Annotated in this window: 23 protein-coding genes; 11 read left to right on the top strand and 12 right to left on the bottom strand. The window is 41.8% G+C overall.

The window, feature by feature from the left end:
- Positions 1–190: 190 nt before the first annotated feature.
- Genes KO534_RS03895 through KO534_RS03875 form a run of 5 tightly spaced genes read left to right on the top strand, consistent with a single transcriptional unit; the run spans position 191 to position 5,727 of the window.
- A complete protein-coding gene (locus KO534_RS03895) occupies positions 191–1,687 on the top strand; it encodes a CoA-acylating methylmalonate-semialdehyde dehydrogenase (protein ID WP_215927456.1) in 1,497 nt (498 codons plus the stop codon).
- Positions 1,688–1,695: 8 nt separating this feature from the next.
- A complete protein-coding gene (locus tag KO534_RS03890) occupies positions 1,696–2,853 on the top strand; it encodes an acyl-CoA dehydrogenase family protein (RefSeq protein WP_215927455.1) in 1,158 nt (385 codons plus the stop codon).
- A gap of 38 nt (positions 2,854–2,891) precedes the next feature.
- Positions 2,892–4,046 (top strand): enoyl-CoA hydratase/isomerase family protein, encoded by a 1,155-nt coding sequence (locus KO534_RS03885; RefSeq protein ID WP_215927454.1) that lies wholly within the window; start codon positions 2,892–2,894, stop codon positions 4,044–4,046.
- 11 nt (positions 4,047–4,057) lie between these two features.
- Positions 4,058–4,966: a 3-hydroxyisobutyrate dehydrogenase gene (mmsB, locus tag KO534_RS03880; RefSeq protein WP_215927452.1), complete on the top strand. Its 909-nt coding sequence runs from the start codon at positions 4,058–4,060 to the stop codon at positions 4,964–4,966.
- Complete coding sequence (locus tag KO534_RS03875) at positions 4,966–5,727, top strand: SDR family oxidoreductase (RefSeq protein WP_215927450.1); 762 nt, start codon at positions 4,966–4,968, stop codon at positions 5,725–5,727. Before mmsB ends, KO534_RS03875 begins: the two co-directional genes overlap by 1 nt.
- A gap of 93 nt (positions 5,728–5,820) precedes the next feature.
- Here the strand turns inward: KO534_RS03875 and KO534_RS03870 are convergent, their stop codons facing one another.
- Positions 5,821–6,174, bottom strand: coding sequence for a hypothetical protein (locus tag KO534_RS03870; RefSeq protein WP_215927448.1), 354 nt, complete (start codon positions 6,172–6,174; stop codon positions 5,821–5,823).
- A 419-nt stretch (positions 6,175–6,593) separates the two neighbouring features.
- Here KO534_RS03870 and KO534_RS03865 point away from each other — a divergent pair, with 419 nt between their 5' ends.
- Positions 6,594–7,364 carry an EAL domain-containing protein gene (locus KO534_RS03865; RefSeq protein ID WP_215927446.1) on the top strand — a complete coding sequence of 257 codons (771 nt, stop codon included), beginning with the start codon at positions 6,594–6,596 and terminating at the stop codon, positions 7,362–7,364.
- A gap of 78 nt (positions 7,365–7,442) precedes the next feature.
- On the opposite strand, the gene ahpF is transcribed toward KO534_RS03865, so the two are convergent.
- The 5 genes from ahpF to KO534_RS03840 all read right to left on the bottom strand — a co-directional run bounded on the left by ahpF (position 7,443) and on the right by KO534_RS03840 (position 12,100).
- Positions 7,443–9,032, bottom strand: coding sequence for an alkyl hydroperoxide reductase subunit F (ahpF, locus tag KO534_RS03860; protein WP_215927444.1), 1,590 nt, complete (start codon positions 9,030–9,032; stop codon positions 7,443–7,445).
- A 74-nt stretch (positions 9,033–9,106) separates the two neighbouring features.
- Positions 9,107–9,670, bottom strand: coding sequence for an alkyl hydroperoxide reductase subunit C (ahpC, locus tag KO534_RS03855; RefSeq protein WP_215927442.1), 564 nt, complete (start codon positions 9,668–9,670; stop codon positions 9,107–9,109).
- A 392-nt stretch (positions 9,671–10,062) separates the two neighbouring features.
- Positions 10,063–11,019: a glutathione S-transferase family protein gene (locus KO534_RS03850; protein ID WP_215927440.1), complete on the bottom strand. Its 957-nt coding sequence runs from the start codon at positions 11,017–11,019 to the stop codon at positions 10,063–10,065.
- Entirely contained in the window at positions 11,019–11,627 is a 609-nt protein-coding gene (locus tag KO534_RS03845) for an FMN-dependent NADH-azoreductase (protein ID WP_215927438.1), read from the bottom strand. Before KO534_RS03845 ends, KO534_RS03850 begins: the two co-directional genes overlap by 1 nt.
- A gap of 23 nt (positions 11,628–11,650) precedes the next feature.
- Positions 11,651–12,100 (bottom strand): DoxX family protein, encoded by a 450-nt coding sequence (locus KO534_RS03840; RefSeq protein ID WP_215927437.1) that lies wholly within the window; start codon positions 12,098–12,100, stop codon positions 11,651–11,653.
- Between the two features lie 122 nt (positions 12,101–12,222).
- On the opposite strand from KO534_RS03840, the gene KO534_RS03835 reads away from it, so the two are divergent.
- A complete protein-coding gene (locus KO534_RS03835; protein WP_215927434.1) occupies positions 12,223–13,122 on the top strand; it encodes a LysR family transcriptional regulator in 900 nt (299 codons plus the stop codon).
- Here the strand turns inward: KO534_RS03835 and KO534_RS03830 are convergent.
- Positions 13,112–14,020 carry an MBL fold metallo-hydrolase gene (locus KO534_RS03830; protein WP_215927432.1) on the bottom strand — a complete coding sequence of 303 codons (909 nt, stop codon included), beginning with the start codon at positions 14,018–14,020 and terminating at the stop codon, positions 13,112–13,114. The genes KO534_RS03835 and KO534_RS03830 overlap by 11 nt on opposite strands.
- Positions 14,021–14,101: 81 nt before the next feature.
- Positions 14,102–17,431, bottom strand: coding sequence for a S41 family peptidase (locus KO534_RS03825; RefSeq protein ID WP_215927430.1), 3,330 nt, complete (start codon positions 17,429–17,431; stop codon positions 14,102–14,104).
- Positions 17,432–17,594: 163 nt separating this feature from the next.
- Here KO534_RS03825 and KO534_RS03820 point away from each other — a divergent pair, with 163 nt between their 5' ends.
- Positions 17,595–18,431 carry a putative RNA methyltransferase gene (locus tag KO534_RS03820; protein ID WP_215927428.1) on the top strand — a complete coding sequence of 279 codons (837 nt, stop codon included), beginning with the start codon at positions 17,595–17,597 and terminating at the stop codon, positions 18,429–18,431.
- Positions 18,432–18,445: 14 nt separating this feature from the next.
- Here KO534_RS03820 and KO534_RS03815 read toward each other — a convergent pair whose 3' ends face one another.
- A complete protein-coding gene (locus KO534_RS03815) occupies positions 18,446–19,438 on the bottom strand; it encodes a GlxA family transcriptional regulator (RefSeq protein ID WP_215927426.1) in 993 nt (330 codons plus the stop codon).
- A gap of 201 nt (positions 19,439–19,639) precedes the next feature.
- Between KO534_RS03815 and KO534_RS03810 the strand changes: the two genes are divergently transcribed.
- Positions 19,640–20,152 (top strand): ricin-type beta-trefoil lectin domain protein, encoded by a 513-nt coding sequence (locus KO534_RS03810; RefSeq protein ID WP_215927424.1) that lies wholly within the window; start codon positions 19,640–19,642, stop codon positions 20,150–20,152.
- Between the two features lie 259 nt (positions 20,153–20,411).
- Here KO534_RS03810 and KO534_RS03805 read toward each other — a convergent pair whose 3' ends face one another.
- The gene (locus tag KO534_RS03805) at positions 20,412–21,302 is read right to left on the bottom strand and encodes a LysR family transcriptional regulator (protein ID WP_215927422.1); all 891 of its coding nucleotides are present in this window, start codon (positions 21,300–21,302) and stop codon (positions 20,412–20,414) included.
- A 114-nt stretch (positions 21,303–21,416) separates the two neighbouring features.
- On the opposite strand from KO534_RS03805, the gene KO534_RS03800 reads away from it, so the two are divergent.
- On the top strand, positions 21,417–22,406 hold the full coding sequence (locus KO534_RS03800) for a zinc-dependent alcohol dehydrogenase family protein (protein WP_215927420.1): 990 nt from the start codon (positions 21,417–21,419) through the stop codon (positions 22,404–22,406).
- A gap of 12 nt (positions 22,407–22,418) precedes the next feature.
- The gene (locus KO534_RS03795) at positions 22,419–22,709 is read left to right on the top strand and encodes a DUF1330 domain-containing protein (protein ID WP_215927418.1); all 291 of its coding nucleotides are present in this window, start codon (positions 22,419–22,421) and stop codon (positions 22,707–22,709) included.
- 421 nt (positions 22,710–23,130) lie between these two features.
- Here the strand turns inward: KO534_RS03795 and KO534_RS03790 are convergent, their stop codons facing one another.
- A complete protein-coding gene (locus tag KO534_RS03790; protein WP_215927416.1) occupies positions 23,131–23,592 on the bottom strand; it encodes a hypothetical protein in 462 nt (153 codons plus the stop codon).
- A 27-nt stretch (positions 23,593–23,619) separates the two neighbouring features.
- Positions 23,620–24,046, bottom strand: a 427-nt coding sequence (locus KO534_RS03785) for a hypothetical protein (RefSeq protein WP_252731950.1), incomplete at its 5' end; no start/stop codon positions are given.

Genomic DNA, 24,046 nt, shown 5'->3' with positions numbered 1-24,046 from the left:
TAGCAGCATAGCAGCCACAACAAATAAAAATAATCAATTTTTTATCGCATTACTTATAGCGTTCTCTATCAGGGTATTTAATGCTGTACATCTAACGAAACACTAACTGCGAACTAAATTGTTTGGTTTACGTTAACGTAAAGGTAAATTTTTGTTAACCTCTGGAAATCTGAACTAACGAGACGCTTTTATGCAACGTGTTCCATCTTTAATTAACGGTGAATTTACTGTTTCACCTTCGTCACAAACTATAGCAGTGACTGATCCTGCGAATAATAAGCAAATTGCAGAGTTACCTTGCAACACAGATGCAGAATTAGCATTGGCGGTGGCAAGCGCTAAAGCTGCGTTTGAATCATGGAAAGAAGTTCCAGCGTCAGAGCGAGCCAGAGTGATGATGCGTTACCAGCAACTTCTAAAAGAACATCATGATGAAATTGCGACACTTTTGAGCAGTGAAACTGGAAAAACCTTCGATGATGCCAAAGGGGATGTTTGGCGCGGCATTGAAGTTGTCGAACAGGCGATGAATATTCCTGCAATGATGATGGGTGAGACGGCAGAGAACGTGGCCCGTGGCATAGATACTTACAGCTATATTCAACCTTTAGGCGTGTGTTTAGGCATTACGCCTTTTAATTTCCCGGCAATGATCCCATTGTGGATGTTTCCAATGGCAGTAGCTTGCGGTAACACTTTTATTTTAAAACCTTCCGAGCAAGATCCTTTAACCCCCATGAAACTTGCCGAGCTTTTTGTTGAAGCCGGTGCACCCAAAGGTGTGTTAAACGTCGTCCACGGTGGTAAAGACCAGGTCAACAAACTGCTGGTAGATCCACAAATCAGAGCGGTATCATTTGTAGGCTCGGTGCCGGTTGGTCAGCACATTTATAAAACAGCCACGGATAACATGAAGCGTGCTCAGTGTTTTGCTGGCGCAAAAAACCATTCGGTGATCATGCCAGATGCCAATAAACAGCAAGTGCTAAATAATTTAGTGGGCGCCTCAGTCGGTGCTGCAGGACAGCGCTGTATGGCAATATCGGTGGCCGTTTTTGTGGGTGACACTAAAGAATGGATTGCTGAACTAGCGGAATTACTAAAAGACGTGCAGCCCGGGTTATGGAACGATAAAGCAGCTGGTTATGGCCCTTTAATCAGCCCACAAGCTAAACAACGGGTATTGTCGCTTATTCAGCAAGGGAAAGATGAAGGAGCGACTTGTTTAGTGGATGGTTCAGGTTTTGATATTGCTAAGCAAGGCTACCAAGATGGCAACTGGGTTGGTCCAACAGTATTTTCTGACGTCACTGAGGATATGGTGATTTACCAACAAGAAATATTTGGTCCAGTGTTATGTTGTATGTCAGTCGATACATTGGAACAAGCCATTGCCTTAGTTAATCGCAATCCGTATGGAAACGGTACATCTATATTCACCTCAAGCGGGGGCGCAGCACGAAAGTACCAACACGAAATTGAGGTCGGCCAAGTCGGCATTAATGTCCCTATTCCGGTGCCTTTGCCATTTTTCTCTTTTACTGGATGGAAAAATTCGTTCTATGGCGATTTACATGCCTACGGCAAACAAGCGGTCCGCTTTTATACCGAAACCAAAACGGTTACTGCTAGATGGTTTGAAGACGACATTGCGTCAGGACCCAATATGACTATCTCGTTGAAATAGGTGACGTTATGAATTTTGATTTAACTGAAGATCAACTTGCTTTCGCTGAAACCGCGAAACAATTTGCAGAGCAAGAGCTCGCACCGAACGCCGCTATGTGGGATCAACAACATATTTTCCCTAAAGAGGTGATTCAAAGAGCCGGAGAATTAGGCTTTTGTAGTTTATATACCCCAGAAGTGGACGGGGGCATGGGCTTAAGTCGTTTAGATTCATCGATTATTTTTGAACAGCTATCCAAGGGGTGCACGGCTACAACGGCTATGATGACTATTCACAACATGGCAACTTGGATGGTAGCTACTTGGGGTACCAAAGTTATCAAACAGCAGTGGTGTCCTAGCTTAGTCACAGGTGAAAAACTGGTTTCTTATTGTTTAACCGAACCTGGCTCAGGGTCTGATGCCGCCGCGATGCGCAGTACGGCTAAGAAGCAAGGTGACGAATATGTTTTAAATGGTTCAAAAATGTTTATCTCTGGAGCCGGCGAAACTGACGTTTTGGTTGTCATGGCACGTACCGGAGAAGCGGGACCAAAAGGCATTTCAGCTTTTGTGGTGCCTGCTAATGCCCAAGGCGTAATCTACGGAAAAGCAGAAGAGAAAATGGGTTGGAATGCTCAGCCTACACGTTTGATTACCTTTGACAATGTCAGAATATCTGCTGACGCTTTGTTAGGTGAAGAAGGCCAAGGGTTTACTTTTGCCATGAAAGGTTTAGACGGCGGTCGTATCAATATTGCTACTTGCTCCTTAGGTACGGCGCAAATGGCATTAGACACGGCTAAAAACTATATGCAAGAACGTACTCAATTTGGGAAACCCTTGGCGGCGTTTCAGGCTTTGCAATTTAAACTCGCAGACATGGCCACCGAGCTCGTAGCTGCTAGGCAAATGGTGAGATTGGCCGCCTTTAAACTCGATAACCAAAATTCTGAAGCCAGTGCCTATTGTGCCATGGCGAAACGTTTTGCTACTGATGTAGGTTTTAATGTGTGTAACGAAGCTTTACAAATTCATGGTGGTTACGGCTACATAAAAGAATATCCTTTAGAAAGATATGTACGTGATGTGCGCGTTCATCAAATATTAGAAGGCACTAATGAAATCATGCGCATGATCATTGGTAGACGTTTATTGGCAGAAAACGCCGGTGACATTCTTTAAAGCGTTCTATAACTCCTCTCAGCTAAGTAAGGAACATTATGTCTAGTGAAAATGCAGTGGTCATTTTTGATGAATTAATCACAGAGAATGGATTTAAAATTGGCCATGCCACCCTGACCAAACCTGCTGCCCTTAATGCGTTAGATTTATCAATGATTAGGCTACTGACGCCTCAACTTCAAAAATGGCAACAGGATCCCAAGATTGCCATGGTGTTTTTAGATGGAAGTGGTGAAAGAGCGTTTTGCGCTGGTGGCGACATTGTGTCTATGTACAAGTCTATGCAAGCCGCACAATCGGGTGAAACAAACTCAGATGAAGCTGAACAATTGGCCTTGCAAGAGTTTTTCACTGAAGAATACCAGCTTGATTATTTGATCCATAAGTTGAGTAAGCCAATCTTAGTTTGGGGTAATGGCATTGTAATGGGGGGGGGACTGGGTTTGATGAGTGGTGGCAGCCATCGCATAGTCACTGAAACATCGCGAATTGCTATGCCGGAAATCAGCATTGGATTATATCCAGATGTAGGTGGCAGTTACTTTTTAAACGCTATGCCAGCAGGTTGTGGGTTATTTCTAGGACTCACCGGTGCCAGCATTAATGCTAACGATGCATTGTATAGCAATTTAGCTGACTACTTTGTTCCTCATGCAGCAAAGGCCACATTATTTGCCAGGCTGTTATCTGCAAATTGGCAACAAGACCTATTGCAACAAACACTTGCGAGTATTTGTGATGAGTTTCATTCCTTACATATTGGGCAATTACCCCAAGGAAATTTGCACAACCATCAAGAGTGGCTAACCAACTTGGCTGAACAGGCTGATGTGACAACAGCCGTTGAATACATATTGTCTCTGAGTGCCGAGGATAATAAATGGTTAAACAAAGCACAAAGTACCTTACGAGCCGGATCTCCTATTACCGCGCATTTGGTATTTGAACAATTGCAAAGAGGCAAAGACATGAGCTTAGCCGAATGTTTTCAAATGGAATTAGGCATGTCATGCCAATGTGGCGAATTTGGTGAATTTCAAGAAGGAGTTAGAGCCTTGATGATTGATAAAGACAATCAACCTAACTGGCGTTATAAGTCGGTAGAGCAAGTACCACAGGCCACGGTTGATAGTTTTTTTGCCACACTTTGGCCATTGGGCGCGCATCCTTTAGCCCAACTAAGCGCAAACTGAGGGAGAGTAGAATGCAAAATAAAAATGCTAAAATAGCCTTTATTGGTTTAGGTAATATGGGGGCCCCCATGGCCCATAACTTATTAAGAGCCGGTTTTACCGTTGCAGTATTTGACCTAGTACAAACCGCCATGGACAAATTACAACAAGCCGGAGCCACACAAGCCAAGACCGCAATTGACGTAGTGCAAGGTGCCGATTTAGTGGTGTCAATGTTACCTGCAGGCAAACACGTTGAATCGCTATATATTGGCGAAAATGGGCTAATCAATCATCTCAAAAAAGACGCCTTAGTCATTGATTCAAGCACCATAGACGCCGCCACTTCAAAAATGGTTGCCGCTAATTTAGCAGAAAATCACATCCGTTTTATTGATGCGCCGGTATCTGGTGGAGTAGCAGGTGCAACAGCAGGTACACTGACATTTATAGTGGGCGGTAAACCTCAAGATTACGCAAGTGCACTGCCTGTTTTACAGGCTATGGGGAAAAATATTTTTCACGCCGGTGATCACGGAGCCGGTCAAGTCGCGAAAATATGCAATAACATGTTGTTGTCTGTGTTGATGTTAGGCACCTCAGAAGCTCTACAAATGGCGATTGATAACGGCCTAGATCCTAAAGTAATGTCGGATATCATGTTGCAAAGTTCAGGGCGTAACTGGACGTTAGAATTGTACAATCCCTGCCCGGATGTGATGCCTAATGTTCCCTCCTCAAATGATTATCAAGGAGGTTTTATGGTGGATTTGATGAAAAAAGACTTAGGCTTGGCAATGGATACTGGCCTTAAAAGCCAGTCTTCCACTCCTATGGGAGCGCTTGCGCAAAGTTTGTATACTATCCACAGTCAGCAAGGTAACGGACATCTGGATTTTTCCAGTATTTTTAATTTATTTTCCAAGCAAGAGAAGCAGTAATGAATCTAAAAAATCAAGTCATAGTCATCACCGGAGCAGCCCAAGGTTTGGGCAAAGCAATGGCCGTAGAATTTGCTAAACAAGGCGCACATATTGCCTTGCTAGATATGCAGGCAGAAGCGGTTGAAGCGGCGGCCAGTGAAATCGAAAAGCTTGGCGTCAAAGCCAGTGGTTACGCAGTGAATGTGACCGACGAAAAACAAGTGGAAGAAACCTTTGCAAAAATAGCCGCAGACTTTGGTCAAATCAACGGCTTAATTAACAGCGCGGGCATTATGCGCGACGGCATGTTGTTAAAGGTAAAGGAAGGCAAAGTGGTAGATAAAATGCCACTACAACAATTTCAATCGGTATTGGACGTCAATGTCACAGGCACTTTTTTGTGTAGTCGTGAAGCCGCAGCACAAATGGTTGAAACCAAAAGTAAAGGTGTCATTATCAATATTTCATCGGTTTCACGGGCAGGAAACATGGGGCAAACTAATTACTCTGCTTCCAAAGCTGCGGTAGCCACCATGACAGTATCTTGGGCCAAAGAATTGGGACGTTTTGGAATTCGTACCGGCTGCATCGCGCCGGGTTTAGTTGAAACTGCTATGGCCGCACAAATGCGCCCTGAAATGCGCGAGATGTTTATAAAAAGCATCCCCGCACAACGCTTAGCCGATGTTGAAGAACTCGCCCATGCAGCCAAGTTTATCTTTGAAAATGATTATTTTACAGGCAGAACTTTGGAACTTGATGGTGGTACTAGAGTTTAGGCTTTTGTTGCCATAAGATTGGGTAATTTTGTAAGCACCTGCTGGTTTAGTGAGTGCTTTTTTATGTCACCCTAGGATAGAGGATTAATACATTTAGTTCGTATAAATAGTTACAATTACCGCTGACGTCACCAATAAAAACAAACCCACGGCACAAACAATCTCGTGGTTTGAATCTTTATTTGGATATTTACCAAATGTGATTGTTTTGAGTACGACCCAACCAATCCCCCAGCATATTGCTTGAAAAAATATCTCGATGGCAAACCAGGCAACGAATCTAGCTATTGCTGCAAATATTCCAATTCCAATTTCTTCTACTGGCACTATGTTTAAATCCTTTTGTTCGTTAACTAAGCTGCGCAGCAATCGATTATGATAGAGCGCTTCCTCGCCTTTTTTAATTCTCACTTTAATAACTGTGCATGGCTTAAATTGCTTTTGCAAAGTTTTTATCCATGTTTTAGTTGCTAGTTTCGTAAGTGGTGATTTAGTTGGTGACTCCCTACGGCAATTGATATGGGGAACCATTCTTAAATTCTGGATGTCTTGAACTGGTGAACAAAGTGCGTAAAGTGGTTTAAACGGTGCTATTTATAGAAGGCTCTTTAGGTCGCAATGAATAAGGTAATTACCCACTATCTATTGTCGAAAATTGTCGAGAGTCAACTTACTCAGGTTACCCCATGAAAAAAAGAACGAATCTTTTCTCTATCATAACGTTGTCGCTTTTACTGAGTGGTTTAACATCGGTTGAAAGAAAAGTTGTCTATGCTACCGTAGAACTTTAGCTTATATTGATGATTGAGGTTGCAATTTAGTTTTGGGGTTGGTTAATATTTGCCAGTATTTATTAGGGAAGTAAAATGCAACAAGAATCCATTGTTTTTGATAGATTTTCATGTGAACGATGCGCTGATAAAGGCAAGTTAGAATTTGATTTTACTATGGCTTTTCAGCCTATTATTAACTGCCAGACCAAGCAAATATTCGGTTATGAGGCCTTGGTTAGGGGGCTGAATAATGAGTCAGCATATTCGATAATTTCCCAAGTGAATGATGATAATCGATACCTATTCGATCAACTCTGTCGAGTTAAGGCAATTTCTTTGGCGGCTGAGTTAAAACTACAATCAATGCTCAGTATTAACTTCCTTCCCAAAGCTATTTACCAACCAGAACGTTGTATTCGAACAACCTTTGAAGCCGCTAAAAAGTACAATTTTCCAACCGATAGGATCATGTTTGAATTTACCGAGGTTGAAAAGTTTGACGATGTATCGGTTGTCAAACGCATCGTTGAGTATTACGAAAAGTTGGGATTTAAAACTGCAATCGATGATTTTGGGTCGGGTTATGCTGGATTGGGTTTATTAGCTGATTTTCAGACTTGTATCATAAAATTTGATATGGATCTTATTCGCAATATTAACCAAGACAAACCTCGTCAGTATATTGTAAAAAATTGTTTGAATTTGCTACGTGATCTCAATGTTACGCCATTGGCAGAAGGGATTGAGACAATAGAGGAAATGCATTGGTTAAAAAATGCGGGTGTAGAATTAATGCAGGGATACCTGTTTGCTAAACCTGGTTTCGAATCTTTACCAAAAGTGGATTTTAGCAAATTAACTTAACTTTTGAAGTGTCACCTAAAAACTAAGAATTAACCCGCCTCAAAAATTGAAGCGGGTTTTTGTTACCTAGTTTACTTTCTAAGCGGCCTGTTCGGTTTGTACTTGCTCACTATCTTCACGACTCAATAAATACTCAAACGCAGCTAATGATGCTTTGGCACCTTCACCCATAGAGACCACTATTTGTTTGTATGGCACTGTTGTCACATCACCACAGGCAAAAATGCCTGGCTCTGAAGTGTTGCACTTGGTGTCTATTTCCACTTCACCGTATTGAGTTAAACCCACTACTCCTTTCAAGAATTGACTATTGGGTACTAAACCAATTTGTACAAATACTCCTGATAAGACTTGGTTATTCACTTCATCTGTAGCGCGGTCGATATATTCGATCCCATTGACCTTGCCATTCTCAGCGGTAATTTGTTTAGTGGCGACGTTTTTCAATATAGTGATGTTTTCACGTTTTTCAGCTTGCTTCACTAATACTTGGTCGGCTTTAAGTTCGGGCAAAAATTCGAACACAGTGACTGACTTAACAATACCTGCTAAATCTAACGCCGCTTCTATACCTGAGTTTCCGCCACCTATAACAGCTACGTCTTTGCCTTTAAAGAAGGGGCCATCACAGTGTGGGCAGTAAGCCACACCGTTACCGACATTTTCTTTTTCACCTGGCACACCTAGTTCTCTCCAGCGCGCACCGGTGGCCACTATTAAAGTTTTGGTTTCAATGGTTTCGCCTGAAGATAAGGTCAATGTTTTAATGTTGCCTGACTTAATTTCATCGACACGCACATGCTCTTTTAAGGTAATGTCATAATCTTGCATATGAGCCTGTAGGTTATTAACCAATTCAGGACCAGTGGTTTTAGGTACTGATATTAAGTTTTCGATACCCATAGTGTCTTTTACCTGACCACCAAAACGATCTGCGACTATAGTCACTTTTAACCCTTTTCGCGCAGCATAAATGGCTGCACTCACTCCGGCAGGTCCTGCCCCTATGACCGTTACATCTTGTGTAGGCAGAGACGCGCCAGCATTGGCATTTTTTAATTCGGGTTGTAGTTCTAATAATTTGTCGATAAGAGTGGAGGCATCCACTTTACCATTTGCAAACAATTCGCCGTTTAGGTACACACTAGGTACACCTTGGATATCTCGAGTTTTGATGACTTCGGGATACAAGCCGCCGTCAATCATCTCACTACTAATGAGAGGGTTGAGTAACGCAAATTGGTTGAGTGCCTGAACGACTTCTGGGCAGTTATGACAGCTTAAGCTGATAAATACTTCAAATTTGAGAGGCTGAGTGACCCCTTTAACGATGCTTTTGACGCTGTCGTCTAGTTTTAATTCTGTTCCTGATGCATGCAATATTGCCAGCACCAAAGAGTTAAATTCGTGACCTCCAGGAATACCTGAAAAGCGGACCCCTGTGTCTTCGCCATCGGCTTCTAATAAAAAACTGATTGCACTGCGTAACACACCTGTTGTGTCGCGCTGTTCTACTGAAAGTTTGTCGCTAACCCCTGCAATATCCGACAGGAAGGTTACGAGCTCATCTCGTTTACTGTGGTCACCAGTCTGGATGACAAACTTTACGTTTTTCTCCATTGACGCTGTGTAGCCTTTCAATGCTTGTAAAATTTCTTGAGTTAACATGATAATTCTGCCTTATTTGATACCAGGGAGTTGTGCGGGTCCAATCACCCGCACAGATGTACCGCTAGTTTTGCTTAGATTTTACCTACTAGGTCTAAAGATGGGGCAAGGGTTGCTTCGCCTTCTTTCCATTTAGCTGGACATACTTCACCTGGGTGAGAGGCAACATATTGTGCTGCTTTGATTTTACGTACTAAGTCGTCAGCATCACGGCCAATACCTTCAGCAGTGATTTCCATTGCTTGGATAATGCCTTCTGGATCAACGATAAATGTTGCACGGTCAGCTAGGCCCATAGTTTCACGCATACAATCGAAGTTGCGCGTTATTTCACCCGTTGGGTCACCAATCATGGTGTAGTTGATTTTACCAATAGTGTCTGATGTGTCATGCCATGCTTTATGGGTGAAGTGAGTATCAGTAGAAACAGAAAATACTTCTACACCGCGAGACTGAAGCTCTTCATATTTGTCAGCTAGGTCACCTAGTTCTGTTGGACAAACAAAAGTGAAGTCAGCAGGGTAGAAGAAAAATACCGCCCATTTGCCTTTGATCTCATCACTGTTTACTTCGATGAACTCGCCATTTCTAAATGCATTTGCTGTGAAAGGTTTGATTGCAGTATTGATTAAAGCCATTGTTATATCCTCTTAGTTAAAGTTGGAACATCAGTCGCTCTAAATTCTTAAGTGACCTGATATTCAAGGTAGTGTTTTAAACTGGAAACAAGAATAGAGTGATTGTGAGAAAATTTATAATTCTTAATACAGAACCAATGAATCAAAAAAATCGATTAGAACTCGTTTGAGGAAATTTGATAGGGCAATAAATTTGGTTGTGATAAACCAATCCAGTTCAGAAGCACTTGAGTAATTAATAAGGTGTCCAAGCCAATGGAGTTGACCAGATTTCGTGGTACCACCATTTAAATAATAGACGCTTCTAATGAAATTCCAGCATGTTGTAATTTATCACACTTAGCCCAGAGCGTTTTCTTGCTGGGCTAGAAGGTATGTAAAAGCACGGCTTTTTACAGTTTTTCTCTATTATGAGCTTGCATAAAATCTTGCAATGGCCCGACAGGTATTATTCCTGTTGGATTGATAGTTAGATGGCTGGCGTAGTAGTGCGTTTTGATATGCTCAAAATTCACTGTGTCTGCTATGCCTTTAACCTGAAATAGTTCACGCAAATATTTGCTCATGGCAGGATAGTCAGCGATTTGTTGTCGATTAGTTTTAAAATGTCCAAAATAAACGGCATCAAAACGAATGAGGGTGGTGAATAACCGCCAGTCTGCTTCGGTAAGTTGCGCACCTGTTAAGTAGCGCTGCTTAGACAAAATGCCTTCTACCCAATCAAGTGATGCGAACAAAGCATTAAAGGCCCTTTCGTAGGCTTGCTGAGTGGTAGCGAAACCACATAAATAAACGCCATTGTTGATACTGTCATAAACCCGTTTATTAACAGTGTTTATGGTCTCTTGTCGTTCCACTGGATAATAATCGCTTGTAATGCCCGTTAAGTGATCAAAGGCAGTATTAAACATACGGATAATGTCAGCCGACTCGTTACTGACAATGGTTTGTGTATGTTTATCCCAAAGAACCGGCACCGTTACTCTGCCTTCATAACTTGGATCTGCTTTTAGGTACAATTGGTAGAGGTAGTCAAAACCGTATAGCGGATCCTTAAGCTCCCAACCGTTTTCGAGCATAATGGGGGCGACCACAGTCACATCGATGTAATCTTGTAGCCCTTTTAATTCGCGAAAAATCAGAGTGCGATGTGCCCATGGGCATGCTAACGACACATACAAATGATAACGGCCTTTTTCAGCCTTAAAACCTTGCTCACCACTTGAACCTGCTTCACCATAAGGAGTTAGCCAACTTCTAAAGCGGCTGTCTTGACGGCGAAATTCGCCGTCACTTGTTTTGGTGTCGTACCACTTGTCGACCCATTTTCCCTGTTGTAACAAGCCCATTATGCTACTGCTACAGCTTCAGTGGCGTGTGCAGCTGACAATAATTCATCGACTTGTTGTTTACCTGAATCGATGATTTGCTGCGGTGAGCCTTTTGAACCACTGGCATCAATTTGGAAGATGTCTTTGACACCTAAAAAACCAAATATATGTGCTAAGTAACCACTAGCAAAATCCATATTGCTGCCTACAGGTGTGCCACCTGTGCCAGTAATGATAAAAACGCGCTTAATATTTAATAATCCAACTGGGCCTTGTTCAGTATATTTAAAACTTACGCCTGCTCGACAAATTGCATCAATCCAATGTTTTAAGGATGCAGCAATACCAAAGTTATACATAGGCGCACCAATCACCAAAGTATCGGCGTCGCGTAGTTCTTGTATCAGTTGTTCTGATATCGCTAAGTGGGTATTCAAACTATCTCGATTGTCATCTGATGAGCCATGCACTCCCATTAAATCTTGGGCACTAATGGGTGGTAATGGATTTATAGCTAAGTCGCGATGCACCACTTCAGTGTTTAATGCATCAACTAGGTATTGCCCAATAATACGGGTATTCGAACCCTCTATGCGGGCACTGCTGTCTATATGTAATACGCTCATGATTTTCTCCAAATAAGTTGAAATTATTGATTCGCAAGTTTGTTTTGTAATAGCTTGTCTAGGCTTAAACTTCCGGCGCCTCGTACTGCTAAGCCCACTGTGATAACTAATAAAGCTAACGCAAATTCGTATCCACCATTGGCCATAAATAAGCCGTTTTGTAGGTGTACTGTTACAATGGCAACTAACATGGTTATGGCTAAAACTAGCGAAGTCGGTCGCACTAAAAGACCGGCTATTAATAACAAACCACCAAAAAACTCCGCACTACCCGCCAAGATAGCCATTAAGGTCCCAGGAGCGAGTCCAATGGATTCCATCCAGCCTGCTGTACCTTCTAAACCATAACCGCCAAACCAAGCAAATAACTTTTGGGCGCCATGTGCGGTAAATATCACTCCCGCTCCTACGCGAAGGGGTAAGGTATCTAAACCTAGTTTTGTAGTGACTAATGTATTGATTAAAGCCTTCATTTTGTTGCCCCAATAAGATGTTTAAGTAATTGATGCCGTTAGTTTACCGAATTGAAAAATTGGAATAAGAGGGTATATGTGTTTAATATGTTCTAATTTTTAGAACAGTTGAGAGGTGACTTATGGCCAAGAACCCAATCAGTATGGAAGTACTTGAAACCATCGATGCAATCGAGCGGCGCGGAAGTTTTGCCAAAGCAGCTGAAGAGCTTAATAAGGCAACGTCTGCGGTGTCTTACGCCGTTCAAAAGCTTGAGGAACAACTCGAAATTTCACTGTTTCAGCGTTTGGGGAGACGCTCAGTTTTAACACCAGCAGGGCGTTTGATCTTAGCCGAAGGCCGCGAAATCTTGCAGACTACGCGCAGATTGGCAGATAAAGCTAAAGAAGTGGCGACTGGGTGGGAGCCACGTATCAGTATTGGTATTGAATCATTGCAGTCTTACGATGATTTTTTTCAGGTCATCAATGATTTTCTATCTGAATTTCCAACGGTTGAAATTGATATCTGCGAATGTGTTCTAAATGGTGGTTGGGAGGCATTGGAACAGGGCAGGGTTGACTTGTTGGTAGGCTCTCCTGGGCCAGTGCCATCGCTGCAAGGTTACAGATCGGTTGCTATTGGTCAGGTGGAGTTGCTACCCGTAATAGCAGCCAAACATCCGCTGACGTATCAGTTGCAAGACATAAAAAATATCGACAATGTCATGTCACAACTAAGACGCATAGTCATACACGATACTTCTTATAGTGGCATAACTCGCAGCGAAGGATTAAGCAGTGATGGCCAGATGTTTTATGTGCAGAATATGGATCAAAAAATCCACGCAATTTTGGCCGGAATAGGTATTGGAAACCTCCCTAAACATCGGATCCAAGGTTACCTTGAATCCGCAGAGCTTTTGCCTTTAAGTATTCAACAAAAAAACAGTTCTGCCTCTTTTTTAGCCTGGAAAATCAACAATAAAGGCAAAGGGTTAAAGGCGATAACCGACAGATTAATTGCACAATTTACAGACTAACCACTAAACCGTCAGTCGCAAGTTTAATTGGGCCTGGGTATTTAGCGCGGATAATGCCTAAGGTCTCATTTTGAATCGATAACGTACGTTTCATAAAGTGCGATAACAGCAGTTGTTTGACTTGCGCGTGTTTAGCAATTAGGGCAATTGTTGAAGGCGTCATATGTAAGTTGATTGCAGCACCAGATGCATTGTCGGGTACGGCGTTACTGGCAACTAATAAATCAGCCTCGCTGGCGATATCATCAAGTACCTCAAATTGATTGCTCATATCTCCTGAAAACACAATGCTGCAACCTGCCAATTCAACACGCCAAGCCACTGCGGCGACGGGGCCGTGATGTACGAAGGTTGCTTTAGCAGTGATTTCATCTGACAGTGAGTATTGGAAAGTTTGCCCTCTAACAAGAGGAACATCAGTAGCGATTACTTTGTAATCAGCTTCATCACGTTTATTGACATATTCTTTTAAGTACGCAAATGCTCCTTTGTCACCCATTAAGCGTTGTAGATACTCACTCGTTGCCGGCATAAGATTGTTGGCAGCTGGACCAAAGAGTTCGAGGTTAGTGTTTCTTGAAGTAAAATAACTACCTTTAATATAGGCGGCTAAATCGGCACTGTGATCTACATGTAAGTGGGTTAATAGCATGCCTTGTAAATCGGCAAACTCCGCGCCACTTTTGCCATACTCAATACTTGAGCCTGGCCCTGCGTCTATCAATACGCGGGCTTTATTCTGATACCATATTAAATAACCACTGGAGTTACGTCCATCGTCAAGTTCTGGACCCCCAGAGCCCAACACTTGTAATTTTACTTGGCTACTGTTGCACTGGCTAGCAAAGCTATGAGTGCAAAATAAAAGTAGTACCAGAACTGAGACTCGTATCAACATGACGTTTTTCCTCTTAGTTAACTTCAATTTTGCACTTTGCATATGGCACGAAGCACACAGTAATTCGAATTCGGCGGATTGTTAGTCGATTATGTCATCAGCCGCTACATTAACCTTAGGAAAGTCTTTGGCTTTCAAAGGTTTGATAGGATCTCTGGCAATTTTTTTCTTTAATAATTTAATTGCCGCCTGCAACTGTGCGTCTTGCCGATTAAAAGTAGCATGGGGTAAATTGGTTACTTCGATATCCGGTGAAATACCTTTACCTTCAGTGATCCATCGCCCGTCCATTGCATACACTGGAAGTTCAGCCACCCTAGCCATACCTCCGTCAGTTTGCCGATTACGACCTGTTAACCACACCCCTGCGCCAGCAGTTTGTTTACCAATCACAGTCCCTAATTTCAGGGCTTTAATGCCGGCCGTAAAAGTTTCGCCATCTGAATAAGTATATTGGTCTGCCAGCACCACTAAATGCCCTCTGAAGGTTTGTTGCATGTTGGTTACTGGTTCCCCATTTTGAACTTGCCAAAATGACCATGCTCTTTTAAGTAACTTTTCCAAAATCCAACTATCGACATTTCCACCATTATTGCGTCTCACATCAATGATTAGTCCCTGCTTTTTATATTGAGCATAAAACTCTCTAGCAAAAGTGGCGACATCACCCGAGCCCATAGCGCGAAGATGTAAATAGCCTAGCTCAGTATCTGCTTTATGCACTTTTTGTTGATTTTGAGTGACCCAATCGAAATAACGATTGTAATAATCGTCTCGTGCTGAGCTGGGCTTAGCTATAGTACTGATGCGGTTTCCCGCTCTTTTTAGGGTGAGTAACACTTGTTTGCCCGCTTGATTTTGTAAGGCCTTAGCAATATCTGGAATGGTTTGAATAGTGAGACCGTTGATAGCAACTATGGTGTCGCCTTCTTCGGCATTCACACCAGGCTTAGCCAATGGTGACATGCGGTTAACAAGTTCAGGATCGTTGCGGTAAATACGTTTAATTGTTACGCCTTGTGCGCCTTGAGAGTATTGCGCCCCTAAGGTGGCTGCTTTGGCCATATTATTATCAGCTGGTACATCTCCACCACGTACTTGGGAGTGTAAGGTATTTAGTTCGCCCATCATTTGTTTGAATATATCGTTCAATTCGTGACGATCTGTTAAGCGTGATAGTAATGGTTGATATTTTTGTTTCACCGCCGTCCAATCTAATCCACGCATGGTTTTATCAAATAGCGAGTCGCGATGCATTAACCAAGCATCATGAAAAATTTGCTGCCATTCTTGCTGAGGGTTGACCCGTAACTTCCAATCAGAAGTGTTCACACGGGTGTTTTTAGCGGTGCTTGAAAACTTGGCTCCTGCAGGTACTAAATACATCTCTTTTTTGCTGCCAGACTTTTGTATGAACAATGTTTTACCGTCGTTAGACAAACTAAAAGATTGAACGGCGCCTAAAAATGTCTTGGGTTGAGTATTGGGTTGTATCGCTATTGATTTTAAACCTGGTTGCGCTTTGGGTTCAGTGATTCTGTCCAACACGTACAGAAATTTCTTGTTGGCCAACAATTTGGAGTAATTCCCAGACGCAACAGGCACTTGCCATAATCTGTCGCTGATGTTGGCCCAATCGACCGTTACTTTGGCGGGCTCTTTTGTAGGCGAGCCATTTGCAGATGAATCTTCTGATGATTCGCCTTCAGAGGAAACATCTTCCGCTTGGTCTTTTTCGTTGCTGGCTGGTGCTTCGTCTTTGGACTTTTCTAATCCATCAAGTTCACTCGGAGGCTGGAATGCAAATTTAGCGTCTGATTTTAAAGCAATTGCAAAGATTTCGGTTTTTCTATCGAAGCTGGCACCCATATTTCTGTCTCCCCAAGGGGAGTTGGGATAACTGGCAAAATGACGATTAGATAAAAAATACAACCAATTTGAGTCGTTAGAGAAGACCGGAGAAAATGACTCATATTTTTCACTTGTCAGTGTTTGCTGCGAATTATCTAGCGTATCTATCAATAATATTTGGCTGCGTTCGGCTTTGATCCCGTTGTAGGTAACGGCAATAAGTTGACTATCACTTGACCAAGTTAATGAGCCAATTGCAGACATATTGTCACTGTTTGATAATATCTTGTTATTCGCTTTAGTGGCCAAGTCTAATAGCCATAGGTCGCCATTTTTGTCATCGTGGGCGATAGATTTTCCATCAGGAGACAAGTACAGATCCCAGCGAAAAATGTTGCCATCAAAGGTTAATTGCTCACCACCAGGTAAACCGTCAGCTGGGTATTGCCAAATTTCCATTTCACCACTGCTATCGTTAAGTGCATAAATTGATTGCTTATCGTGACTTAATATTGCTTTGCGGGTTCGCGAATCTTTTGGGGTGGCGATTTCAACTAATCTAGTACCATCTGTGGCGGCGATGGCCACTCGTCCGCGAGCGGTTAATACGACTTTTTTAGCCTCTCCAGCTTGTTTGGCAGAGCTGAGGTTTTTTAATGGATTATTCACCCAATGCTCTCTTAATTCTGGAAAGTCTGAAGTAAGCGCGATATCTACTACTTTGCTTGCTTCGCTGCTTATATCAAAAATCTTGATGTCTGCTCCTAATTGGTAAATAATTTTTTCGTCTTTGAGGCGCGCATTTCTGACTTCCCAATCTTGGTATTGAGTATGTTGTTGCTGATCTCTACCATTTAATTTCATTGACCAAATGTTATCGACTCCACTTTGGTTACTAATAAAATATAAACGTTTGCCCGCTATCATAGGTGTATGTGCAGACCCTTGGTGTTTACTGGTAAGTTGCGTGGCTTCTTTAGTTGAACCTAGGCTGTATTTCCATAATTCTCCTTTAGCGCCACCCTGATATGCTCGTGCATTGTCTGAAGAAATTTGTAAGCCAAACTGGGCAAAATACAAGGTGTTGTCGGCGGAAATACTGCCTTGTACAGCATCGGCCAAAGGAATAGTTGTGGTGATTAAGGTGGTCGGGTCAACTTGTTTTAAGGTCCAATTCCCAGTGGGGCCGACACGACCATTGTAGCTGTACAATATTTTTGAATCAGTGCTCCAGCCTTGCATTCTTACTGCTACGTTTTCAAAAGTAACACGCTTGGCAATGCCTCCTTGGATAGGCATGACATGGACCTCTGGTGTACCGCTATAATTTGCTACAAAGGCGACCCAATTACCGTCGGGAGAAATGCTGGCTTGTTTTTCTTCTGCTGGATGTGTGGTTAAGCGCTTCGCGTATTTGTCTGTGAGTGTTATTTTCCACAAATCACCTTCAGCCGTAAAAACCACTGTATCCTCGTGTATGTCTGGATAACGGAAATAGCCCGCTTGGGCTAAAACGGATTGGGTGGCTAGCAGTAAACAGATTAAAAATAATGCGCGCATGTATTGGCTCCTTGGAGATGGTTGTTCTAGCGTAAACAATCTCATGTATCTCGATGTAATGAAATAAAACTTCAGTTAATAACAAAGCAATTAACAAGTCTATGATGATGGTACAATTTAATCCAATGACTGTTTCAATCTAAACAAGGTTTACAAACAATTTATGTCTTTGTGGAAATGTCCCGGCTGTTCAAATGTGTTGTTGCTTAAAAATAAAGTTTGGTCCTGTATTAATGGTCATAGTTTTGATGTGGCAAAGGAAGGTTACGTTAATTTGTTGCTAGCTCAACATAAAAACAGTAAACAGCCTGGTGACAATAAAGAGATGGTTAATGGTCGAAGGGCTTTTTTAGAGCAAGGTTTTTACCAACCACTAGCTGATGCTATTGCAACAATTTTTAAGCAGTACCTTTTAGGCCTTAAAGATCAATCCGAAGTGAATTTTTTTGACGCTGGTTGTGGTGAAGGTTATTACATGGACCAAGTCAGTCAGTCTTGCGAGCAAACTAATTTTCGAGTGTGCTTTAGCGGTTTGGATATTTCAAAATTTGCTGTCCAAAAAGCCGCGAAGCAGTATTCAAGTAATCATTTTGCAGTAGCCAGTACCTTTCAATTGCCGCTGCTAAACGCTAGTCAGGACACAATACTTCAAATTTTTGCACCTAGTAGTGAACAAGAGATCCACCGAGTGTTAAAAGACAATGGAATGTGGATAACAGTTAACCCAGCGGCAAATCACTTGATTGAATTTAAACAGGCTTTATACGATAAACCAGTCGAACACAAAACAGAGCAACTCACTCCTCTAGGGTTTGTAGAAATCGAGCGGAAAAACCTTAGTTTTGTTATGCACTTGACTGAATCACAACAAAGGGAAAACTTGTTAATGATGACACCTTATTATTGGTCGGCAACCGCAGAGAAAAAACAAAAGTTAGTGGATAACCTAGAAAAATTTACAACGGATTTTGATATTCGTGTTTATTCAAGACGCTCATAAGAATAATGGATTACTCAGGCATACAAGGTTGAAAACCTACTGCGGTATTCTTGCATGGTTAATCCAGTATTTTTCTTGAATAAACGTCTGAAAGAAGTGGTGTCTTCATAACCCACATCCCAAATCGTTTTGTTTAGGGATTTAGCTCCGGATTCTAATGCCATTTTTACATTTTCAATGCGCACCTTTTGTAAATACGACAAAGGGGTTTCACCGGTTATCTTTTTAAAACGTCGTACCACTTGTTTTTCGCTCAAAGCCTGTTGCTTGGCAAACAATGTGAGATCGAAAGGGCTATTGACCTTTGATTCAAGTTGTTCCTGAAGTGCCAATACTAGAGGATCATTATGGTCATGGGTTGGCCGAAAAATAGCGAAGCGGCTTTGTCCTTCAAAATTTACTTCAATTAACATGATCTTGGCAGTTATCAAGGCTAGTTCACGACTGTACTCACGTGACATGATATACAGAATTAACTGGGCAATGGCTGAGGAACCGCCAGCACTGATGATATCCCCATGATCTATGAGTAACTTATTAGTTTGAAAGGATTCTGCGGGAAATAGTTTAGTCGCAAGTGCAGAAGAAGCCCAGTGACAAGTTAACTCCCTTCCTCCCATCAATCCGGAATTTGCTAGTAGAAAACTGCCAGTACAAGCACTGGCTAAAAGTGTTCCTTTGTTGTGCCACGCTTTTATTGTTGCAACAACAGTGGTGTGGTGACGCATACAATTAAGCGCGTTTTCTTCGTCGATTATTGCTTCGAATACACTAGGTATAATTAAGATATCTGGTCTAGTTGTCAGATTAATAGGTTTAATACCATCAATAAAAGTTTGATTATATGCTTGCGCTTTTTTCTTTATGCCCACCAACTCAATATTGAACACACTAATATCAGAGCCAAAATTATCTTTGGCAATATAGTTTGCCGCAATCAATAAATCTAAGGTTAAGTGAATGCTAGATGCTTGGCATCTATCAGTCACTAAAATCGCTATATTCATGTTTAGCAAAACCCCTATTCCAAACTTATATCATTACACTAACGTATCTCATAACCAAGTGGGTAAATAGACATTTTAAGGGGTAATTTAGACATTCTTCTAAAATGTCCAAATAAGCCTTTAAGTAGTGAAAATAGCCGCTCTTTTATCGTGACGCAAAGTTTTAGAGTAGTGACTCATTTACAAAAAAGAGTGCTGACTATGAATAGTTCTTTAATGATAAACCCCCTTGTTGTTTTGGAGTGGCTAAAGAGAAAACAGAATATAAAAGGATCATTGTTTATAACGCTTATGCTTACCGCATTGTGCTGCAATACTAGTTCTGCTGCGCAGTCAAATAGCCTTAGCCTGCAAATGCAACTTGGTTTGTTTTCCCCCGGGTCTTCGGAGCTCGAGCAACAAATGGTGATTTATAATCACAATCAGACGAAGTGTTTGTCAACTTCTGGACATAAAGGAAGAGGCAAAAAAACGTTATCTTATGAACCATGTCGCAGGGACGGCAACGATACTTGGAAAATAACCACGTCAGGAAAAATTAAAAATGAAGCCAGTGGAAAGTGTTTAGGTGCGCCCACAACACAAGATATTTTAGTGCTGATTCATTGTAAACCTAGATACTCCAGAGATAACAGCGCCTATGATTTTATCATTCTTGATCATTTCATTGAGACAGATAATGGCAGTGTTCAGATCGCGGAAAATAAAAATTAGCATAAGGGCCGGTCGTCATCGAATGATCCACAAGAAGATATCGGAGTGTTTAGATTACGGTAGCCGGCCTATTTTTCACATACCCTAGAAAATCACCAGCCTCGAAGTATTTAACCCTGTAAGGTGTCTAGGCCGCGCTTTGCGACAGGGTGAGCCGCTTTTGCTGTCAAAGAACTATGGTTGGTCTTGTGGTTTAGCGCAATAAAAACCGTTTTCTGTATCGTTAGAATAAACAAGAAAACGTTAACTCAAGTCGTTTTTATTCCCAATAGGGATTATCACCGAAGTGTTCAGTAAAATAATCGATGAAGGCTCTCACTTTAGGCGCTAACAATCTAGAACTAGGATACACAGCCCAAATATCGGCGTGGCTAATGAGCGGGTAATCTTCGAGAATTTGCACCAATTCACCATTTTTTAGGTGATTATAAATACTCCAGCGGGAGTTGATGGTAATACCTAAGCCATTTATACATGCGTCGCGTACCGCTTCTCCGTTGTCAGTTCTGAAATTGCCTTTCGCTTTAATGTGAACTTGTCCTTTGGGTGTTTGAAATGCCCAATCGTCTAATCCCATTAATGTAATACATTGATGGGAGTTTAAGTCTTGAGGTGTAACGGGGGCGGGATTTTTCTTTAAATAATCTGGCGACGCACACAGGATACGGGTATCAGGAGCTAACTTTCGAGCAATTAAACTAGAATCCTTTAATTGCGAATTGCGGATCGCAATATCAAAGCCACCTTCAACTAAATCCACTATGGTATCTGAGAGCTTTAAATCCACATTGAGATCTGGATACAGCGCTAAAAAGTCAGTCAGTGCTGGCAAAATATGCATACGCCCAAAAGACGCAGGTGCAGCGACTCGTAAAGTCCCTATTGGTAAAAAATTACCGGCCCCGACAGAGGTTCGGGCTGCTTCAACACTAGATATCACATCTTCTGCGTAAGGAAGAAAAGCCTTGCCCTCTTCGGTAAGTGATACTTTTCTGGTGGTGCGATGAATTAAACGCACCCCTAAGCCATCTTCCAATTTATTGATATGGGCACTGGCGACAGCTGGTGACAACCTTAATTCGCTTCCAGCTAAGCTAATGTTGTGGGTAGTGGCAATTCTGATAAACAGTTTCAGGTGTTCGATATTCATGATTATCAACGTAATCTATAAAGTGATTCTACTTTGTAGTTTATTATCAAACTACTAATTAATAAATATACTGACTCCATTAAATCACACAAATAAATCAATTGAGGAATAGTGATGAAAGCAATGGTCATAAAGAGTTTTGGTGGTTCAGAGGTTTTTGAGTTAGCGGATATATCCAAACCGCAAGTAAAAGCAGGCCACGTTTTAGTGAGTATTGAAGCGAGCAGTGTGAATACTGTAGATACTATGATTCGTCAAATGGGCGCTGAATTACCTTTTGCCCCACCTTTTCCAGCCGTTTTAGGTATGGACTTTGCTGGAACAATCGAAGCCATTGGTGAAGGTGTAACACAATATTCAGTGGGTGATGAAGTATATGGTTGCGCCGGTGGATTAGCCGAATTGCCTGGTACCTTGGCAGAATATATTGTAGCGGACGTCAATTTAATCGCTAAGAAAGCCAAAAACTTAACTATGCGTGAAGCCGCAGCGATTCCATTAGTAGGGATCACTGCCTATGAAGGTTTGATACGTGCCAATACCAGCAAAGGTCAGAATGTTTTAGTTCATGGTGGCTCAGGTGGTGTAGGCCATATTGCGATACAGCTGGCTAAACATATGGAAGCTAATGTATTTGCTACCGGGGGCGGTGAGAAACAAACCGCACTAATTGAAAAATTAGGTGCGAAAAGTATCAATTACAAAACTGAAACGGTTGAAGACTATGTGAATAAACATACAGGTGGTACAGGTTTCGACGTGGTATTTGATTCGGTTGGTGGTGAAAACATGACTAATTCATTCAACGCCGCTGCCTTAAATGGTCAAGTAAGTTCAACAGTATCATTAGTGGAAATTGATTTAAGTGTTGCACATTTTAAAGGGCTTTCGTTACACGTTGTGTTCATGTTGATCCCTATGTTGCACAACTACAAACGAGCAGCTCACGCCGAAATCCTTAGTAAGTTAACTGAAATCGCAGAGGCAGGGGCACTGCGACCTGTTCTAGACGAACAAAGCTTTAGTTTAGAAGTTGCAGGTCAAGCTCACGACCGTCTTGCAAGTGGTCAAGGCATGGGCAAAGTGGTTATTGATATTAAGTAGTTGGAGAAAGAGATGACTGCGTATTCGGTATTGGATGTCACCCCAAACTGTAATGATTGGGTCGAGGATTATGTTGCTCAAACGAGCAGCATAGTGGCTAGACACGGTGGAAAATACATTGCACGTACTTCTAACCATGAACGTCTTGAAGGTCAAGGTGAAAACCCGGCTATGCGGGTAATAATCGAATGGCCATCAATTCAAAGTGCCAAAGCTTTTATGAGTGATCCCGACTACCTACCACATTTAAAAGCGCGTACAGCGGGTTCAACAAGTCATCACTTTGTTGTAGAGGGATTGTAATACCTAACCGACTAAACGGGGTGACTGTAATTATCACCTCGTCCAATTACAACTTTTTAGGTTGGCATTGCTGAAATTTGTCTCTGAAGGGGTGGTTATAAAATTCACTATCTCGTTGCGCATAGTTTGTGCTGACATTAACGAGTCAGCATAAGCCGCAAAAGTAATATTTGCATTTGTGATCACTACATCATTAAGTGTAATAACAGTGCTGATTCCAGCAACTCCGTTGGTGCCCTATGCACCATCTACAGCTGCAAAGCCTTGTGCGCCACGGTCTAAACAAGCGGTAAGTGAAATTGCCATTAGTAAAGTAAAGGAGATTGAAGCTTTTTCATGCTAAATCTACTTATCGTTATCAGTAATGGTAATAGTTCGAATCAACTTGTGTGTCGGGTTATGTGAAAAACTAAAATCGTTTTCAATGCAATTGTGAATATTGATTGGGTTTCAAAGTTGGTATTGTCGACGCTAACATTATGTCGTTTTTGGCTTCGGTTATTGCTCTTGAACAATGCTCAAAAAAAGCGACCTTAGTGGTGTAACCATAAGCGCATTCAATCGCACATTTCATTTTGGTATTCAAATGTTTGAGTAGGATATTCGCAGCGTTAAGTTGATTTGTCGCGGCATAGGCGTGGGCCAGCATAATCGCCGATGAAGTTAAACTGGTGGTGAGTTGCGGAGACTCTAAGCGGTTATCGAATATTATTTGTGCGGTTTCATAGGCGGTGCCTAAATAGGGGATGGCTTGATTGGGTTGATTCTTTTGTAATAACTGTTCGGCTAATTTTGTCATTTTTTGGATGCTTTCGAATGCGTCCTTTGGGTTTTCATCAACCCAAAATCTATGTTTAGTGCAGATATATTTGTATTCAGTCATGACAGACTCCTCTTCAAGATTGGTGATCTAAGGCTGCTTTTTCACGTTGGGTAGGGTTGAAAATTCCATTTTATTTGATTGCTTTGAAACTGACGCTTGTTCGAAGCAATAACTATATAAAATTTGAATTTCTCGAATTTTTTGAAGGTACTGGCGCCGGTCTAATATTTCGTATACAAGGGGTAATAAACGTTTTATATAGCGATAACACTGTTTACGCCAAACGCTGGCGAGACAGTGATCACACATAGTATCTATGAGAGTGTTGAGTACTCGCATATGGGCATTGCGCACGGCAACCATATCTTTAAGTTGCTTGGCACGCTCTAAACCCAGATGCACATAACAACTGATGATGTCGTCGTTGCTGGTGTTGTCACCATAACGCACCGACATTTCTACGGCAGAAAAAGTAAAGCAGTAAGTAAAAGACATAAAGCACCATAATGTAAAT

Source organism: Paraglaciecola arctica (assembly GCF_018861065.1).
Taxonomy (GTDB): Bacteria; Pseudomonadota; Gammaproteobacteria; order Enterobacterales; family Alteromonadaceae; genus Paraglaciecola; species Paraglaciecola arctica_B.
Note: the sequence above shows the minus strand (reverse complement) of the source record. Positions and strands in the feature narration are given on the sequence as shown.